Here is a 17,663-nt window from a genome sequence, read left to right on the forward strand (position 1 = left end):
AAAAAAACCAAATGGATGGAGCCACCTTTGAATAGGTATTTACCTTTTTGGCTCTAAACAAGGAGGATAATCAGACTGAAAATTGCGACAATATTTATGCAACACTAGTGATAAAGACTATAAAAATAGGAAAACCTAAATATTTATTTGTTACAAGATAATCTAAATTATCCGAGATTGGCATACGTTTTTTATCTGCTATTACTTCGACTCTTTGTACAATTTGATCAACCACTTCTCTCCGTTTAAGATAGATTACTTGTTCTGGCTTTTTTCCTATTTTTTCACATTCTATTGTTACATCATTAATCAATGAATCTATCTCTTGTTTTGTCAAAAGATTAGTTAGAAAGGAACGAATTGCTGCATTTCCATCAAGTAATTGGATTGTAAGCCATCTTATTGAAAGGTCTGTTTTTTCTTGAAGCATGAGGGTCATTTTTTCTATTGCCTCTTCTATTATTTCTCCATAATGAATAGATAGAGTATGTTCTTCATTCTCCATCGTCTGTTTAATAGTGGACGCTCGTGATAGCTCCTCACAACCATTCCCTTTTCTTGCACTTATTGCAATAGTAGTAGCTCCTAAATAGGTTGCTAACAAAGGATAATCAATACTCTTCCCATTTCTTTTTGCAATGTCTATCATATTTAAGGCAAAAATAACTGGTTTACCGTATTCTATTAATTGGATTGATAATAACAAATTTCGCTTTAACTGAGAGGCATCAATGATATTGACAATCCGACTCATCTTTCCTTCTAATAAATACTTTGTGACTACAGCTTCTTCTTCAGAGATTGGTGTTAAAGAATAAACACCTGGCAAATCTACTAAAATTGCCTTTTTATTTTTTAAAGTACCGATCTTTTTCTCTACCGTCACTCCATTCCAGTTTCCAACATATTCATATGTTCCCGTTAGATGGTTAAATAAAGATGTCTTTCCAGTATTCGGATTTCCCAAAAGTGCTAATTCCATCTTATACCCTCTCCATTTGCAAAATTTTCATATCTCTTTTTCTCATCCCAATTACTGTACCTTCATATTCCAAAATGCATGGTCCTTCAAATGGCAAAATTTGCTGGATAGTTATTACAGCACCCTCCATTAATCCGAAATCAAGTAATCTTCTTTGAAGCATAGAATTTCCTTCTTCTACTTTATTTATTTTTAATCTTTGTCCAACCCTAACTTCCACCTTACTTCACCTCTTTTCTTCAATTGAGAATGATTATCTTTCTCTTATAAGATAGTTATATCAATCACAACAACAGTATTCAATCTGATTTATACAGATAATTGTGACAATTCAATGAATTTTAGAAACTAATGTATTTGTGCACTACCCTCCCCACTGAGATGAATTGTTTTTGTGGAGGCTTTTAGTTAAAACTCTAGGACTTCTTCTAACCATAGTGAAATGGCATCTTTATCTAGGAAACTAGCTTTTGATAATTGCTTTCTTTATGTTTTCGAAACTATAAAAAAAAGCCTTTGCTCCCAAGCAAAGGCTTTTCCTTTATAATAGATTAAATTTTACCAATGAATCCTTCAATTCCTCATTACTACTCTTCATTACTTCTGCTGTTTTGGCCATATTTCCAATTGCAGATGTTTGCTCATCAGTACTAGAAGCAATTTGTTCAACTGCTGCAGCTACAGACTCTGATACTTCTGAAACCATTGCAATGGAACGGGAAATATGATTATTTTGTTCAACCACACGGTTAAGTTCACCTGTCATTTCTTTAACTGCTGCAATACTATTAATAACAGCTGCTGCAATCGCAGTAAATTCTTTTTCTGTATCCTTTACTGCTGTGTCTAATTCTGCTGTTTGGTTTGTCGTTTCATATATCGACATGACCGTACTTTCCATTTCTTTTTCAATATTTTGGATCATATCTTGAATTTGTTTGGTAGCAGAGTTTGTCTCTTCAGCTAAATTTCGAACCTCATTTGCAACAACAGAGAAGCCTTTTCCATGTTCGCCAGCTCTTGCAGCCTCAATGCTTGCATTTAAAGCGAGAAGATTTGTTTGTTCTGCAATTCTATTAATAGTGGAAGTAATTTTTGAAATATCTAGCACTTTTTGATAGAGACTGCTGATTCCAATACTTACATCGTTTGTAGACTTACTTGCATTCTCATTACATATTTTCAGAGAATTAATCGTCTTTTGTCCATTATGGGATGCTTCTTGCGCATTTTCAGTCGCTTGCTTAATGATTTGATTTTTTCCTTCCATATTATCAATCGAATTAGTAAGACTATCAATCTCTCTTTTCACTTCTTCCAATTCGGACGCTTGGCTTACAGCTCCTTCCGCAATTTCAGCCATTGCTCTACCAATTTCTTCTGAACTTGCCAATGTTTCCTCTGCGATAACCGAAACATCATTTGCTTGATTCAGCCCATTTTCATTCACCGTTTTTAAACTGGATACTAAAAAAGAATATTTCTCCTGTAACTGATCAATAGAACGGCTTAATTGACCTATTTCATCTTTCGCCTTGTAGCTATATTCGAAAGATGGCTGTCCCTGCAACACCATATTTACTTTGTCATTCAGGCGGGAGATTGCCTTAAATTTACCTTTCATTAGAACATATAAAACAAATGAGCTTAATACAGTAATGATAACTACTGCACCTATAAAGATTATTACTGTTTCTGAATTTTCATTTTTGGCGACATAAAAACCAACAAATGCACTAATTAATGTAGTTATTAGGATAAGCACATTCATTATAATGAGCGTTTTCACTTTAAAACTATTTTTCTTTTTCATTACGAAACATCCTCTCTTCCGCCGTCCATATTAAGGGGCCATTTCTAAGCAAACACCGATATGAAATAAACGCTTTCACTAATAAACAGCGTCTCCATCAGAGAATGCCTTAGTTATGTCTCTATATCTTTAATATCGGTACATTCTACCTATTTTTTAACCTATTTTACAATATTTTATAAAAATTACTGTCTGGTTTCAAAACGCCTAATTTCCACTTTAGATAGCGTAAGATTTCAAAGTTTGCGAGCCAAATATTTTTCTTCGCATAAAATACAACGATATCTCCTTCTTAGAAAATTAGAAAGGATGAACGATGTTGTTTAATATTTTTGTAGATCAGCAGATTAGATTACGACTATTAGAAGTAAAAGATTCCAGTGAACTTTTTCAAATCGTTAATCAAAACAGAAAGTATTTACGGGAGTGGCTCCCATGGGTCGATCAAATAACTTCTCCTTATCAATATCAAACCATTATTCCCTTATGGAATAAACTCTTTACTGAACAAACGGAACTAAATGCAGGCATTTTTTTTAATGGTAAGCTAGTAGGGATGATTACGTTACAACAAATAGATTGGGGAAGCCGCAAAGCAAGCATTGGTTACTTTTTAGCAGAAGATGCACAAGGACATGGTATTATGACAAAGTCTGTAGCTGCCATGCTGAATTATGCTTTTTATTATTTAAAGTTAAACCGAATGGAAATACAATGTGGGGTAAGAAATATAAAAAGCCAAGCAATTCCTGAAAAGCTAGCCTTTACTAAAGAGGGAATTATCAGAGATGGTGAATTTCTTTATGACCATTATCACGATTTATATTCCTACAGCATGCTGGCAAGAGAATGGGCAGCAAAGCAGTAATTTTTCCCGTCCCATTCATTTAAATGAGGATAAAAAACAAAAATTGTTCAAATCCTCTCCTCTCTTTATTTTATTTTATGAAAGAAAAGGTATAAAATAAGAAAATAAAAGAATTATGATAATACTTCTTTGATAATAAATGATTGGTGATGAAAGAAATAATGATTGGAATGCAACTATTGGTAATTGTCATACTAACTGCTTTTTCTGCTTTTTTTGTGGCAACAGAATTTTCTATTGTTCGTGTAAGACCTGCAAGGATTGAACAACTTGTAGAAGAAGGACATAAAAATGCCCTTACAGTAAAAAAGATAATTGAAAATATTGATAGCTATCTATCTGCCTGCCAATTAGGGATAACTATTACCTCTTTAGGACTAGGTTGGTTAGGACAACCTACCATTTTAAAGTTGATTCAGCCTTTAATGGTAAATTGGGACGTTCCAGCTGCTCTATCCCAAGGTTTGGCGTTTGTACTCTCTTTTTCGATTATTACATATATTAATGTAGTTATTGGAGAACTTTTCCCAAAGTCTGTCGCTATTATTCTTACGGAAAAAATCTCCTTATTAGTAAGTAAACCACTTATCTGGTTTTACACCATTATGTATCCCTTTATTTGGCTCCTAAATAAATCGTCAAGACAAGTAGCAAAATTATGGGGAATCTCAGATCCAACTGCCAATAATGAGGCACTATCTGAAGAAGAACTGCAAATTGTATTAAAAGATAGCTATAAAAATGGAGAAATTAGTCTTTCAGAATATAACTATGTTAATCGCATTTTTGCATTTGATAACCGATTGGCAAACGAGATTATGATTCCACGGACCGAAATGGTGACGTTATCTGATAGCTTAACGATTAAAGAAGCCGTAAATATCATTCAAACAGAACGATATACTAGATACCCCCTTACTAAAAATGAGGATAAAGATAGCATCATTGGTTTTATCCATATAAAACAACTTCTCACTGATTGGATAAAAAATAGTAATGAAAATAAATCATTATCGGACTATGTTCAACCAATTATTCATATAATTGAATCAACACCTATACAAGCTGTTTTTTTAAAGATGCAAAAAGAAAGAACTTCCATTGCCATTCTTTATGATGAATTTGGCGGAACTGCAGGTCTGGTTACAGCAGAAGATATATTAGAGGAGATTGTTGGTGAAATTCGGGATGAATTTGACGAAGAGGAAACACCGCTTATTCAAAAAATTAGTGATCATCACTATATCCTTGATTCAAAGCTATCCTTAACAGAAGTAAATGAATTGCTATCCATCACAATCAATAGAGAGGATATTCATACGCTTGGTGGCTGGATTTTGTTTCAAAACCCCAACATTAAAAAGGGGGAAGCCATCGAATATAATGGCTATCTATTTAAAATTGACAAAATGATTCGACAGCATATTTTTACCTTTGATGTTCAAAAAATACCTTCACACCTAACTATAGAAAAATGATTTTACTTTCCATGATCGGAAACTTCCCCTTACTAGTTACGATGAAACAGCTAAACAAAAATGTTTCATCGTAATACTTATTTTTTCTTTCTTCTGTCCCTAACAGGAATCAGTGGATAGAGAACATGAAGCTTCCTTTAACTTCATACACTATATTAAAGACAGAAAATTAAAAAAGTTAACGTTATCATTGTTTGACTAGATAGTTTGGCTTACCGTATAATTATTAATACAATTATCCAAATGTGAGGTGGTATAATGGGATTGTTTATGTAAATAAAGAATATAATAGCAAAGATTACTTTAAAACGATTATTATACTAACTCATCCTGCAACCCTCGTTTATTAAGAAAAATAGACAATACGTCAAAAAGTGGCTTACTTAATGTAGATTTAGTTCCTTTCAATCTGAATTAATCAGGAGGTGACTCCTTACTCGGTAAACGAGATAAGGAAATTTATTTGGACATATTTAACTTGGTTATAATAGCCATTTTAATTGCTTTGACTGCTTTTTTTGTAGCTTCAGAGTTTGCTATTATTAGAGTTCGTAGTTCAAGGATTGATCAGCTTATAGAGGAAGGCTATAAAAATGCCCTTTCAGCCAAAAAAGTTACTAGTAATCTTGATGAATATTTATCTGCATGCCAGCTCGGCATAACCGTTACTGCACTTGGAATTGGTTGGATTGGAGAAGAAACTGTACAGCATTTTTTATCACCATTGCTTCAAATCATCCATGTTCCTGAAACAGCCATAACCGTCTTATCCTTCTCTTTGGCGTTCACATTTATTACATTTTTACATGTTGTCGTTGGAGAACTGGCTCCAAAAACATTCGCTATTCATAAGGCAGAAAAAATTACATTATGGGCAGCAAAGCCTTTAATCCTATTTTATAAAATGCTATATCCATTTATATGGACTTTAAATGGTTCATCTAGAGTCATCACAAAAATGTTTGGACTAAAGCCTGCTTCCGAACACGAATTGGCACACACGGAAGAGGAACTTCGCATTATTGTATCAGAGAGTTATAAAAATGGGGAGATTAATCAATCCGAATATAAGTATGTAAATAATATTTTTGACTTTGATGATCGAATTGCTAAAGAAATTATGGTGCCGCGGACAGAAATTATTTCCCTTGAACAATCTAGTACCTTAGATGAATTACTTCATCTTATACAGAAAGAGCAATTTACTAGATATCCCATTACTGATGGGGATAAGGACCATATAATCGGCATGATAAACGTAAAAGAAATTATGACCGAATTATTAAAAAGCAGGAACTTAACAAAAAAAACGTTGGAACCTTATATAAGACCTGTCATTCGAGTCATTGAAACCTATCCCATTCAAGATTTATTAGTAAAAATGCAAAAAGATCGCATTCATATGGCGATCTTAATGGATGAATATGGCGGAACTTCAGGGTTAGTTACAGTGGAAGACATTATTGAAGAAATCGTTGGGGATATATGGGATGAATTTGACAGTGATGAAATCCCTCCAGTTCGGACGATAAAAGAAAATCACTATATATTGGATGCCAAAGTTTTAATAAATGAAGTGAATGCTTTACTCCAAATAAGCATAAATGATGAAGTAATCGATACATTAGGTGGCTGGATTCTTACTTCCAATTATGAAGCATCTGAAGGGGATATCATTAACTATGAATCCTATTCCTTTAAGATTATAGAAATGGAAGATCATCATGTTAAATATGTAGAGGTTAAAAAAATTGCCACAGTGATCGAACAACAAACAAAGCTTATTACCATGAAGCAAACTCTTCCTTCTCCTTCATCCGAAGCAGAAATTGTATCATAAGACATGTAGCCTTTACCAAAAACGCGGTAAAGGCTACATTTTTCAGTTCAACTCAAAGATATTTGAATCAATAAGCAAAATTGCTTATTGCTCTTCTCACTTAGTCACTCACCAATAATTCATCAAATTTATAGCCTACACCCCAGACAGTATGGATAAATGGCTGATCTTTCGTGCCAATTTTATTTCTCAACCGCTTAATATGCACATCTACCGTTCTTTCATCTCCATAGAACTGATAGCCCCAAACTCGATCTAATAATTGCTCTCTTGTAAACACCTGTTTAGGGTTACTGATTAGATAATAGAGAAGGTCAAATTCTTTCGGTGTTAAATTAGTAAGGACTTGATTATTGTATATAACCTCTCTCGTTTCCTTACTGATTTTAAAATGCTCTGTTGCAAGAAATTTTTCATCCACTTGATTCGTCGCATCTTTTTGATATCTTCTAGTCACGGCTTTAATCCGAGCCATCAGTGTTAAAGGACTAAATGGCTTTGTCACATAATCGTCTGCGCCCATCTCTAGCCCAAGAACTTGATCTGACTCACTGTCTTTTGCGGTGAGCATAATAATTGGAACAGAACTAACCTCTCTAATTCTTCTGCAAATCGTAACACCTTCCATGCCTGGTAACATCCAATCAATAATAATTGTATCCCAGTTCTGATTTTCCATGAAAAAGTCTAATGCTTCTTTGCCATTATGAATGAATTTCCCTTCATACCCTTCCTTTAGAAAAAACATCTCTAACATGGAACATACACTTTCATTATCTTCGATTACGAGTATTTTCATCCTAACACTTCCTATTTACTAGCGTCCTTTAATATATCTATTATAGCAGAAGTTGTTAGGAACTTTCATACCCTCTAGCTAAGAGGAAGAAAAAACAAATCCTTTTCAAACCTGCATAAAATTCTTTTCATTTGTTATAAACTAATAAAAAAAAGAAACTTGCAACAATTGGCGTTTCCTTCATCACTCGCTGATGGTTCGTTCAACCATTCTACTTTACGGACAATTAATTTTTTTCTAATTCCCATAAACAAAAGATGGAGCGTCTTACTTGTCCGTTAAGAGTGGGATAAACTATCCTAATTAATAACACCAATTATAAAAGGAGTTATTGATATGATTCATACCTTAGCTATAACGAAAAACAATCAGCTAATCTCTGATCTTACATTAGAAGAAATCTTAGACGGAGATTATAAGTGGTTTTGGGTTGATTTTGATCAACCCATCGAAATGGAAATCGAGAAATTACATCATCCTTTTGAATTCCATCCATTATCAATAGAAGATTGTCTCCATAATTTGCAGCGTCCTAAAATAGACTTTTTTGAAACATACACCTTTTTTGTCACTCATTGTTTAAATCCTAAAACAATTAAAAAAGACGAACTTAATATTTTCTTAGGGGAAAATTATATTGTTACCTTTCATCATCATACTTCTATTGAAGTTCATGCTGTAAATAATTTGTTAGCAAATGACGATATTGGAGCATGGACACAATATACCGTTCTTTATCAGCTATTAGATCATCTAGTGGATAATTATATTCCCATTGTCTATGAGATTGAGGATACTTTAGCAGAAATTGATGAAAATCCTGATAAAAAAACAATGGAAGCATTGCTTGATGAATTATTTACGACAAGGCATCAGCTTCTCTCCTTACGTCATACGGTCGTACCAATGAAAGATTTGGTATATAAAATGATTAATACCGAAAAATTATCTGCTCTCTTAATGAAAAGAGAATATTATTCTGATATTTATGATCATTTATTAAAAATCAGTGAATTGATTGAATCAAATCGCGAATTGACAACAGATATAAGAGATAGTTATCTCTCATACAATTCCCATCATTCAAATAGAATTATGCAAATTCTTACAGTCATAACAACCATTTTTATGCCACTTAGCTTTTTAGCGGGCTTATATGGGATGAACTTTGTAAATATTCCTGAGCTTCATTGGAAATATGGATACTTTGGGTTATTGTTTCTTATGGCAATAATCGTTATCGGCATGTTTATATTGTTCAAAAGAAAAGGATGGTTTAAGTAAAGATAGAGTTTTTCCTTTTACGTTACTGATTATATTAGTAAATACGAAGCTATGATGCATCTATTTCAAAACTAGTATGATAAAATAGAATTATCTATCTATTCGTTTTTCACACGCTTTTTACATAGAATTTCTACTATTGGGGGGGATTGATGATGGAGTCATCAAATTTACACACAGAGGCTTTTCTAGAAAAACCACAGCATAAGATTATGCCAAAAAGAGTTTTAGCGAGCAGGATATTTTTCATTATTATCGGTAGTATTTTAATGGGAATTGGGATTGAGGAATTTCTTGTTCCCAATCAAATCTTGGATGGAGGAATTGTTGGAATCTCTATTATTCTCTCTCACTTATCTGGCGCAAAGCTAGGCTACTTTATCTTTTTACTTAATATACCCTTCTTCTACATTGGCTACAAGCAAATTGGTAAAACCTTTACCTTATCCACTATGCTAGGAATTAGCGTTCTTTCTGTCACTACCATTTTATTGCATGATGTACCAGTTTTCACCTCTGATTTACTTCTAGCCACTGTTTTCGGTGGAATCATTCTCGGAATCGGAGTTGGAATTGTTCTACGTTTTGGCGGCTCCCTTGATGGTACAGAAGTATTAGCTCTCCTTTTCAGTAAAAAAAGTCCCTTTTCCGTTGGTGAAATCATTATGTTTTTTAATGTATTTATCTTTATTTGTGCTGGGTTTGTTTTTTCCTGGAATCGGGCCATGTATTCATTAATTGCCTACTTTATTGCTTTTAAAGTAATTGACATTGTAATAGCTGGCTTGGATGAATCAAAATCAGTTTGGATTATTAGTGATCACTCCGAAATTATAGGAGAAACGATACTAGCAAGACTAGGACGTGGCGTAACGTATTTGAAAGGAGAAGGCGCTTACACAGGAGATACAAAGAAAGTCATTTTTTGTGTCATTAACCGTTTAGAAGAAGCAAAGCTAAAAACGATTATAGAAGAATTAGATTCGACAGCATTTCTAGCAGTAGCAAATATTTCCGAAGTTCGCGGTGGAAGATTTAAGAAAAAGGACATTCATTAAAATCCTTTTTCTGCCTTCTTGCCTAAAAAACAAATTTCCCACTCGTATTTTTTAGGCTACCTCTTTCTTGTCTGACTTGTTTCATTTATCCTTTTCTACATTTACTCTTCCTCGTTTCTATTTCGCTATTTAAAGGCGAGTAGAAAAAGATTTACAATGGATAGGTTTATTTCTCTTTGTTTTTGTGAAAAATTTCATTTGTTAGGAGGTTAAAATTTGCGAAAAAACATAACCGTTTCCATTTTAACATTATCAACCATCGTTTGTTTGCTATGGTTAATTGGCTTAGGATGGGTGCTAGTTGACTATAACAATCATCCAGATAATAATCTTCAAACAACATCCGAAGAACAGCAAAAGATAAGCAAAACAAATGGTGTACAGCTCTTAGCTTTAGGTGATTCGCTTACTCGTGGTACTGGTGATGATACTGGAAAAGGGTATATAGGGTACCTCAAGGAATCGCTAGCAGAAAAAACGGAAGAAGAAATAACGATTACTAATTATGGAATAAAAGGATTAACAACCGAGCAATTAGCCAAGCAATTAACAGAGCAGGAAATACAAAGACAAACGGCAAATGCTGACCTTCTCTTTATTACAATAGGAGGTAATGATCTTTTTCAAGGAGGACAATCCCTCACAGAAATTGATGAAGAATCAATAAGTAAATTAATGGCAACCTATTCCAAGCATTTACATACCATTCTAGCTACCATCCGTTCTGTCAACAAAGATGCACCCATTTATTTAATGGGATTATATAATCCATTTAACGATTTAGACGATAGTGCCTTAACTTCTCAAGTAGTTCGCACATGGAATAATGCTACAGCAGAGATATGCGCCAATTATGCCCAAACGATTTTTGTGCCCACCTATGACATTTTCCAGCAGAATGTCCAGCAGTATTTATATTCGGATCATTTCCATCCTAATAAAAAGGGCTATCAGCTGATGGCTGAACGTGTAGCATCTCTTATTTCATGGGAGGTAAATGAAAATGAATGATATAACATTATCTGTTCAACATTTAACAAAAAGAATTGGCAAACGGGACATTATTAAAGACATTAGCTTTGAATTAAAAAGTGGAGAAGTATTTGGATTTCTTGGGCCAAATGGAGCTGGGAAGACGACTACAATACGTATGCTGGTTGGTTTAATTAAACCAACCTCTGGTCAAATATCCATTTGTGGCTACGATGTAAAAAAGGATTTTTCAAAGGCAATGGAACGTTTAGGCTGTATTGTCGAAAATCCAGAATTATATCCTTATTTAACTGGCTGGGAAAACCTCCAATATTTTGCGCGAATGTTAACAAATTCAGATGATAAACGGATTACTGAAGTTGTAAAATTAGTTGGATTAACCGATCGCATTCATGACAAGGTGAAAACATATTCCCTTGGTATGCGGCAGCGACTAGGAATTGGCCAAGCGTTATTAAGCAGACCTAAAGTATTAATTCTTGATGAGCCAACAAATGGATTAGATCCTTCTGGCATCAGAGAAATGCGGCAATTTATTCGCTTCCTTGCAAAGGAAGAAGGACTCAGTGTACTTGTATCCAGTCATTTATTAAGCGAGATTCAACTACTATGTGATCGCGTATCGATTATTTTACAAGGTAAAATCATTCATACCGAATCTGTTCATTCTTTATTAACCCAAAAGGAGAAATTAATCTGGCGTTTTACTCCTTTAGAAAAGGGAATAGAAATCTTGAAAAAGCTTGTTCCTTCTATCCATGTTCAAGAGGAGTATGTGATCACCCCCTATATAGAGGCAGAAGTAGGAAATTGGAGTCGAGTATTGATGGAGTCGAACGTGAATATTACAGAGATGAATCGACAAATCCCATCTCTTGAGCATCTTTTCTTGGAGCTTATAGGAGGTGATTCCTCTTTTGAATAAACTTATATATAACGAGATGCTAAAATTGGTCAAAAGCAAGCGTCTATTAGTTATAACAATTATTATTGGAATATTGATTATGATGTTTACATATGCACAGTATCGTGAAATGGAAAATGTCAAAAAGAGAGTGGGGGATGCTGATTGGCGAGTCACTTTACAGCAATCCATCGTAGATATGCAAAACAGAATTGGTTCTAGTGGGATTTCTGAAGAATTCCGCTCTCAATTAAAGGTTAGGATTGATCAAAGCCAGTATTATCTCGATAATAATATTAATCCGCAAGAACCAGGAGCTCCTACCTTTTTGCGTGTGTTTCTTGACAATTCCATCCAGCTCCTTCTTCCTTTAATGGTAATGATTATTTCAGCTGATCTTGTTTCATCAGAAAAAAGTATTGGTACCATTAAGCTTTTGTTGACTAGACCGGTAAGGCGTTGGAAGATCCTTTTGAGTAAATATATAACCCTAATTCTGTCTGTTTCCTTTATATTATTTATCTTTGGATTATTTTCTTATCTTATTTCTGGTCTATTCTTTGGATATGTTGGTTGGACTGCTCCCATATTAACTGGTTTTACGGTAGAAGCTGGTGAATTAAATACTGCTAATGTCCATTTAGTACCTCAATGGCAATATATTTTAATGGTTTTTGGGCTTGGTTGGTTTGTGTCTGTTGTAGTAGGTACACTTTCCTTTATGTTTTCCGTGCTTATTAAAAGTACAGCTGCAGGAATGGGTGCCATGCTTGCATTCTTGATCTCTGGTTCGATTATTAGTTCGATTGCTTCTTCTTGGGAGTCAGCCAAATACTTTTTCATGGTAAACCTAAGATTAACAGATTATCTCCAAGGAAATATTCCGCCCATTGAAGGAATGTCCCTCCCATTCTCCCTAATTGTTCTTACTATTTGGGGAGTAGCTGGAGTTATTATCTCATTTCTTGTGTTTACGAAGAAAGATATTTATTAATAGAAGTCATAAAAAAAGACCTTTCTGGTCTTTTTTTACGACTTCGCTTCTTCTACAACTAAAGAAATAAATTTATCATCTTGTGTTCTGTGATTAACAGTGACAACCACTGTTTTTTCTTTCCCATCCTCTTTTACAATAAATTGAAAGGAATCTTGCTCTTCTTGTGCGGAGATTTTCTTTCTCCCTAAATATTTATAATCTGTGACAGACTCCTCTGGATAATCCGCTTTTACTACGGCAATCGCAATTGAACCGAATTTTTTATAATCTAACTCCTGTACAGCAACATTATGGGATGGAAACATAAATGCCATTATTAATACTGTGACGCTAACAATAAGAATCGATAAGGATCGCGTTTTCATAAATACCTCCAATAATTTTTATTAGTATTATTTATCCCCCAGCATTTTTTTATGTATCGCATCGATTTTTTTTGCTTCTTCGATTAAAGTTCTTGGAATCGTTTTATTTCTTTCCCATGCTTCTGGAAAGTTAGTTAAGGATGGATTCTTCTCATCCACTAATGGACATATTTCAATTGTAAACGCAGGTAAATGATACGTATTGATAAACCAATCCGTATATCCTCCGCCAACTGCATCTTTTGGTGGAGTGCCAAGTTTATATCCAGTCTCTTGTGCAAGCACTTCTGCAATCATGCGATCTCTTTCTTCATTCACACCATTATTATATTGCCAAAAAATCTCCTGGCCAGAAGAATGATAAGCTACTGCAATGATTGGCTTTATTTTTTCTGTCAATTCAACGATTGCTTTTACTTCCTTTGCTTCAAATGGTGCTTTCCCCTTATAATTTTTATAAGATGGCTCTTTTTTAGAGTCCTGTAAATTTTCCCATCCAGCAGGATATTGTCGATTAAGATCCACACCTAGTCCGTTACTCTTCCACCGTGTAAAGTCATCTAGCCCGTCATTCATTTTCTTTATTTTTCTTTTTGAAAAAAACGGGAATTTATTAATTTTTCCTTGCTGGATCGTCACTCCGTCCGGATTAATCATCGGGACAATCCAGATGGAATAAGAACCGAGATAATTTGCGCCATTTTTCATGTTAACTGCAATGTCTTCTGCCATTTTCATTGTTAATAAAGAAGTTATCCATTCTCTTCCGTGATGTGCTCCAGAAAGGAGGACGCTTTTCTCTCCTGTTCCTATTTGAATCGCATAGATTTTCCTGCCGAACTCTGATTTTCCAATCGTATGCACCTGTAATTGCTTTTTATATTTACTTTTCAAAATCCAAATGTCTTCCTGATAGTCCTCATATGTATATTCATTGCTTGCATCAATAATTGATTCTGCACTATATTGCTTAGGGTAAGCATAAAGAAATAAGCATACTGTCAATAAAATAATGAGTCGCCTTTTCATAATAACTCCTTTTTTCTTTATATTGTGGATGTATGTTATTACTTATTCACTTTAAAGAAAATTTCTCCCTTTTCTACCACGAGAAATTATACAGGTAAAAATAGATAACCCTTATAAATCAAGATAGCCAACTTTTAGTGGGTAACATTCTAACCTTTTTTCATATAATATAATCATCTCCTTCCCACAAAGGAGGCAATAAAATGAACAATACAGATTATGATCGAGCCCTTTACTATACACATCGATCAGAATGGGATAATCTTCTCCTATTAATGGTAAGAACCCAGGATAACTTTCTCTCAAAAAAAATCGAACAATTTTTACATGCCTATAACTTTGAACATGATTATTCTGTCATAGAAAAACATTTATATTCATTATTGCGCTATATTGACCACGCCAACGATTTAGCGGAAGATGACTGGATTCACACAACCACTATGTAAGAAAAAAGAATTCCACCAAAAAACCACGGTTTACGCCGTGGTTTTAATTTGTACAATATCCCTTTTTTCACTTCTTATACTCAATTCGATATACGTCAAATCTTCTATCTTTTAATTGGCGAACTGTTCCTCCTTGACGTTGTCGTCTAAGGATTTCTAAGTCAACATCCCCAATCATGACCATTTCGATGTTCGCATTTGTTTCGCCAACGATTCCGTCTCTTGCAAATTCAAAATCGGACGGGGCAAAAATCGCCGATTGCGCATATTGAATATCCATATTTTCGGTTTGCGGCAAATTCCCAACAGTCCCTGCAATAACGGTATAGATTTGATTTTCTACCGCTCTTGCTTGTGCACAATAGCGTACTCGTAAGTATCCTTGGCGATCTTCCGTACAGAATGGTGTAAAGATAATTTTTGCTCCCATATCTGTCGCAATTCGAGCAAGCTCTGGAAATTCGATATCATAACAGATTTGAATGGCAATTTTCCCGCAATCTGTATCAAAAACCCTTATAGCATCTCCTCGTCTTATTCCCCACCATTTTCGCTCATTCGGTGTTATATGTAGTTTATATTGTTTTTCGATGGTCCCATCTCGTCTAAAAAGATAAGCAATATTATAAATCTCATCATCATCTTCCTTCACAAAATGAGAGCCGCCAATGATGTTGATATTATATCGAATCGCCAAATTTGTAAAAAGCTCAATATACTGCTCTGTATACTCCGTCACTCTTCTAATGGCTGTACTTGGAACACGCTCATCCATAAACGACATTAATTGAGAGGTAAGCAGCTCTGGAAATACAACAAAATCTGATTCAGCATTAGATGCGACGTCTGTATAATACTCTACTTGATTGGCGAAATCCTCAAAGCTATATATTTGTCTCATCATATATTGCACAACACAAATTCGCACCGGATAGCTGCTCGTGAAAAAGCGTTTTGATTTTGGCATATATTCTACATTATTCCATTCCATTATCGTCGCATAGCTCTTTGATTGTGCATCATCTGGCAAATAGTTTGTATTGATGCGCATTAACGTAAAGCCATTAATGAGCTGAAAGGACAACACAGGATCATATATTTTATGATGCAGCACTTCCTGCACATATTCTCTAGCTGTCATTTGATCTTCATATTTATAATAATTCGGGATTCTGCCACCAATAATAATGCTTTGTAAATTTAATTGCCGAACTAGCTCTTTTCTTGCTTCATAAAGACGGTGGCCAATTTTCATTCTCCGAAAAGCTGGGTCGACCATTACCTCAATCCCATACAGATTATAGCCATCTGGATTATGATTTGTTATATAACCACCATCTGTCACTTCATCCCAAGTATGTCTTGCATCATATTCGTCGAAGTTAATAATCAAGCTCGAGCAAGAACCAATGATTTCCCCATCGTATTCCGCTACAAATTGACCTTCTGGAAAGATATCGAGATGACTGTTTAATTGATCTTTCTTCCAAGGATCCATACCGGGAAAACATTCAGCTTGTAACTTCATAATTTTATCAATATCCTGGTATTCCGTATTTCGTATGATTAATTTCTTTTCAAATTTTGACAAGTCCAATTTCGTCATAATCTTTGACTCCCTTATGTATGTTTCTTTTTTTCTCAAATAATGTTACTTTCTATTTACTATTTCTACATTTCCCCATTTTTTTCAGATATAATCTCTGTCTTTCATTAAAACTAGTTTGTTTACATCATTTCCAAATAGCTTTATACTTTTTCTATATTGAAAATGTTTTTAAGTGGTTGAATAAAGACAATAAAGGAGAATCGTATGGAAGAAAAAACAAAGAATGATTCCCGAGAGCATCTTTTATACTTAGCTTGGATTGCATCTGTTCTCAGTATGTTCGGCAGCCTATACTTTTCAGAAATTAGAGAGTTCGTGCCTTGTACATTATGTTGGTATCAACGGATATTAATGTACCCCTTTGTGATTATTTTAGGAATTGCTGTAATCCGAAAAGATTATAAAATCACTTTTTACACAATGTTTCTTTCAGGTTTCGGTGCATGCATTTCCATTTACCATTACTCGAAACAAAAATTAGCTAGCATCTTTGAAAGCTCTGCCGCTTGTGGACCAGTCCCTTGCACAGGCGAATACATAAATTGGCTAGGCTTTATCACAATCCCCTTCATGGCACTTGTTGGATTTATTATTATCTTTACTTGTAGCATCATCATTTGGAAAAAAACAAAGGAGATGAATAAATGAAAAAGGTAATTTTTTTCTTAGTTTTTATTATTATATTATTTGCAGGAGTAGCCTTTTTATCTAATATGCAAAAAGAAAAAGCAGTAGAAGGAAATTTATATAAAAAAGAGGATTTGAAACCTGAAACAATGGAAATATTAGATGATCCAAATTACCAAAATATTATTGTTCCTGATGCACTCGAGGAAAAATTAAAAACAGAAGAAGATGTTACCGTATACTTCTTTAGCTCAGATTGTATATATTGTAAACAAACGACACCAGAATTAATGCCACTTGCAGAAGAATTAGATGTAACGATTGATCAATATAACCTATGGGAATTTGAAGAAGGATGGGATAAGTACAATATTGATTCCACCCCAACAATCGTTCAGTACAAAAATGGAGAAGAAGTAGGAAGAATTAACGGCTATAAAGAACCTGAAGTATTTAGACAGTGGCTAGAAGAATATAGTGTTTCGAAATAGAATTCTTTAAAAATAAGCCGTCGCGATATAAGCGACGGCTTATTTTAATTCCAGATAGGAATAATAAGTGCAAGCAA

Annotated in this window: 18 protein-coding genes; 11 read left to right on the top strand and 7 right to left on the bottom strand. The window is 34.2% G+C overall.

Going from position 1 to position 17,663, the window contains the following annotated elements; genetic code table 11:
* Positions 1 to 94 precede the first annotated feature (94 nt).
* The 3 genes from ACTQ5K_RS14875 to ACTQ5K_RS14885 all read right to left on the bottom strand — a co-directional run bounded on the left by ACTQ5K_RS14875 (position 95) and on the right by ACTQ5K_RS14885 (position 2,795).
* Positions 95 to 982, bottom strand: a complete 888-nt coding sequence (locus tag ACTQ5K_RS14875) for a FeoB small GTPase domain-containing protein (RefSeq protein ID WP_441994028.1) — start codon at positions 980 to 982, stop codon at positions 95 to 97.
* Between the two features lies 1 nt (position 983).
* The gene (locus ACTQ5K_RS14880; protein WP_031535687.1) at positions 984 to 1,202 is read right to left on the bottom strand and encodes a FeoA family protein; all 219 of its coding nucleotides are present in this window, start codon (positions 1,200 to 1,202) and stop codon (positions 984 to 986) included.
* A 321-nt stretch (positions 1,203 to 1,523) separates the two neighbouring features.
* The gene (locus ACTQ5K_RS14885; protein ID WP_235251756.1) at positions 1,524 to 2,795 is read right to left on the bottom strand and encodes a methyl-accepting chemotaxis protein; all 1,272 of its coding nucleotides are present in this window, start codon (positions 2,793 to 2,795) and stop codon (positions 1,524 to 1,526) included.
* 319 nt (positions 2,796 to 3,114) lie between these two features.
* On the opposite strand from ACTQ5K_RS14885, the gene ACTQ5K_RS14890 reads away from it, so the two are divergent.
* The 3 genes from ACTQ5K_RS14890 (at position 3,115) to ACTQ5K_RS14900 (ending at position 6,981) form a co-directional block, all read left to right on the top strand.
* Positions 3,115 to 3,663, top strand: coding sequence for a GNAT family N-acetyltransferase (locus ACTQ5K_RS14890; protein WP_048718708.1), 549 nt, complete (start codon positions 3,115 to 3,117; stop codon positions 3,661 to 3,663).
* Positions 3,664 to 3,824: 161 nt separating this feature from the next.
* Complete coding sequence (locus ACTQ5K_RS14895; RefSeq protein WP_441994029.1) at positions 3,825 to 5,141, top strand: hemolysin family protein; 1,317 nt, start codon at positions 3,825 to 3,827, stop codon at positions 5,139 to 5,141.
* A 463-nt stretch (positions 5,142 to 5,604) separates the two neighbouring features.
* On the top strand, positions 5,605 to 6,981 hold the full coding sequence (locus tag ACTQ5K_RS14900; protein WP_235251758.1) for a hemolysin family protein: 1,377 nt from the start codon (positions 5,605 to 5,607) through the stop codon (positions 6,979 to 6,981).
* Positions 6,982 to 7,081: 100 nt separating this feature from the next.
* On the opposite strand, the gene ACTQ5K_RS14905 is transcribed toward ACTQ5K_RS14900, so the two are convergent.
* The gene (locus ACTQ5K_RS14905) at positions 7,082 to 7,780 is read right to left on the bottom strand and encodes a response regulator transcription factor (protein WP_251628402.1); all 699 of its coding nucleotides are present in this window, start codon (positions 7,778 to 7,780) and stop codon (positions 7,082 to 7,084) included.
* Between the two features lie 336 nt (positions 7,781 to 8,116).
* On the opposite strand from ACTQ5K_RS14905, the gene corA reads away from it, so the two are divergent.
* From corA to ACTQ5K_RS14930, 5 genes are all read left to right on the top strand, one after another.
* Positions 8,117 to 9,064 carry a magnesium/cobalt transporter CorA gene (gene corA / locus ACTQ5K_RS14910; RefSeq protein ID WP_441131344.1) on the top strand — a complete coding sequence of 316 codons (948 nt, stop codon included), beginning with the start codon at positions 8,117 to 8,119 and terminating at the stop codon, positions 9,062 to 9,064.
* Between the two features lie 212 nt (positions 9,065 to 9,276).
* Positions 9,277 to 10,122: a YitT family protein gene (locus ACTQ5K_RS14915; protein WP_414630348.1), complete on the top strand. Its 846-nt coding sequence runs from the start codon at positions 9,277 to 9,279 to the stop codon at positions 10,120 to 10,122.
* 216 nt (positions 10,123 to 10,338) lie between these two features.
* On the top strand, positions 10,339 to 11,133 hold the full coding sequence (locus tag ACTQ5K_RS14920; RefSeq protein WP_441994030.1) for an SGNH/GDSL hydrolase family protein: 795 nt from the start codon (positions 10,339 to 10,341) through the stop codon (positions 11,131 to 11,133).
* Complete coding sequence (locus tag ACTQ5K_RS14925; protein ID WP_031535705.1) at positions 11,126 to 12,040, top strand: ABC transporter ATP-binding protein; 915 nt, start codon at positions 11,126 to 11,128, stop codon at positions 12,038 to 12,040. The genes ACTQ5K_RS14920 and ACTQ5K_RS14925 overlap by 8 nt, the downstream gene beginning before the upstream one ends.
* Positions 12,033 to 13,013, top strand: a complete 981-nt coding sequence (locus ACTQ5K_RS14930) for an ABC transporter permease (protein ID WP_031535707.1) — start codon at positions 12,033 to 12,035, stop codon at positions 13,011 to 13,013. The genes ACTQ5K_RS14925 and ACTQ5K_RS14930 overlap by 8 nt, the downstream gene beginning before the upstream one ends.
* A gap of 35 nt (positions 13,014 to 13,048) precedes the next feature.
* Here the strand turns inward: ACTQ5K_RS14930 and ACTQ5K_RS14935 are convergent, their stop codons facing one another.
* Together ACTQ5K_RS14935 and ACTQ5K_RS14940 are read right to left on the bottom strand one after the other, a co-directional pair.
* Positions 13,049 to 13,381 carry a DUF3889 domain-containing protein gene (locus ACTQ5K_RS14935; RefSeq protein ID WP_031535709.1) on the bottom strand — a complete coding sequence of 111 codons (333 nt, stop codon included), beginning with the start codon at positions 13,379 to 13,381 and terminating at the stop codon, positions 13,049 to 13,051.
* Positions 13,382 to 13,408: 27 nt separating this feature from the next.
* A complete protein-coding gene (locus ACTQ5K_RS14940; RefSeq protein WP_035416050.1) occupies positions 13,409 to 14,410 on the bottom strand; it encodes a M14 family zinc carboxypeptidase in 1,002 nt (333 codons plus the stop codon).
* Positions 14,411 to 14,613: 203 nt separating this feature from the next.
* On the opposite strand from ACTQ5K_RS14940, the gene ACTQ5K_RS14945 reads away from it, so the two are divergent.
* On the top strand, positions 14,614 to 14,859 hold the full coding sequence (locus ACTQ5K_RS14945) for a YhdB family protein (RefSeq protein WP_031535713.1): 246 nt from the start codon (positions 14,614 to 14,616) through the stop codon (positions 14,857 to 14,859).
* A 67-nt stretch (positions 14,860 to 14,926) separates the two neighbouring features.
* Here the strand turns inward: ACTQ5K_RS14945 and ACTQ5K_RS14950 are convergent, their stop codons facing one another.
* Positions 14,927 to 16,468, bottom strand: coding sequence for a bifunctional GNAT family N-acetyltransferase/carbon-nitrogen hydrolase family protein (locus ACTQ5K_RS14950; protein ID WP_109768306.1), 1,542 nt, complete (start codon positions 16,466 to 16,468; stop codon positions 14,927 to 14,929).
* Between the two features lie 204 nt (positions 16,469 to 16,672).
* On the opposite strand from ACTQ5K_RS14950, the gene ACTQ5K_RS14955 reads away from it, so the two are divergent.
* Positions 16,673 to 17,116, top strand: a complete 444-nt coding sequence (locus tag ACTQ5K_RS14955; RefSeq protein WP_031535717.1) for a disulfide oxidoreductase — start codon at positions 16,673 to 16,675, stop codon at positions 17,114 to 17,116.
* On the top strand, positions 17,113 to 17,586 hold the full coding sequence (locus tag ACTQ5K_RS14960; RefSeq protein WP_441994031.1) for a thioredoxin family protein: 474 nt from the start codon (positions 17,113 to 17,115) through the stop codon (positions 17,584 to 17,586). The genes ACTQ5K_RS14955 and ACTQ5K_RS14960 overlap by 4 nt, the downstream gene beginning before the upstream one ends.
* Positions 17,587 to 17,663: the final 77 nt, after the last annotated feature.

The organism is Niallia sp. Sow4_A1 (assembly GCF_052116745.1).
Classification (GTDB): Bacteria; Bacillota; Bacilli; order Bacillales; family Cytobacillaceae; genus Niallia; species Niallia hominis.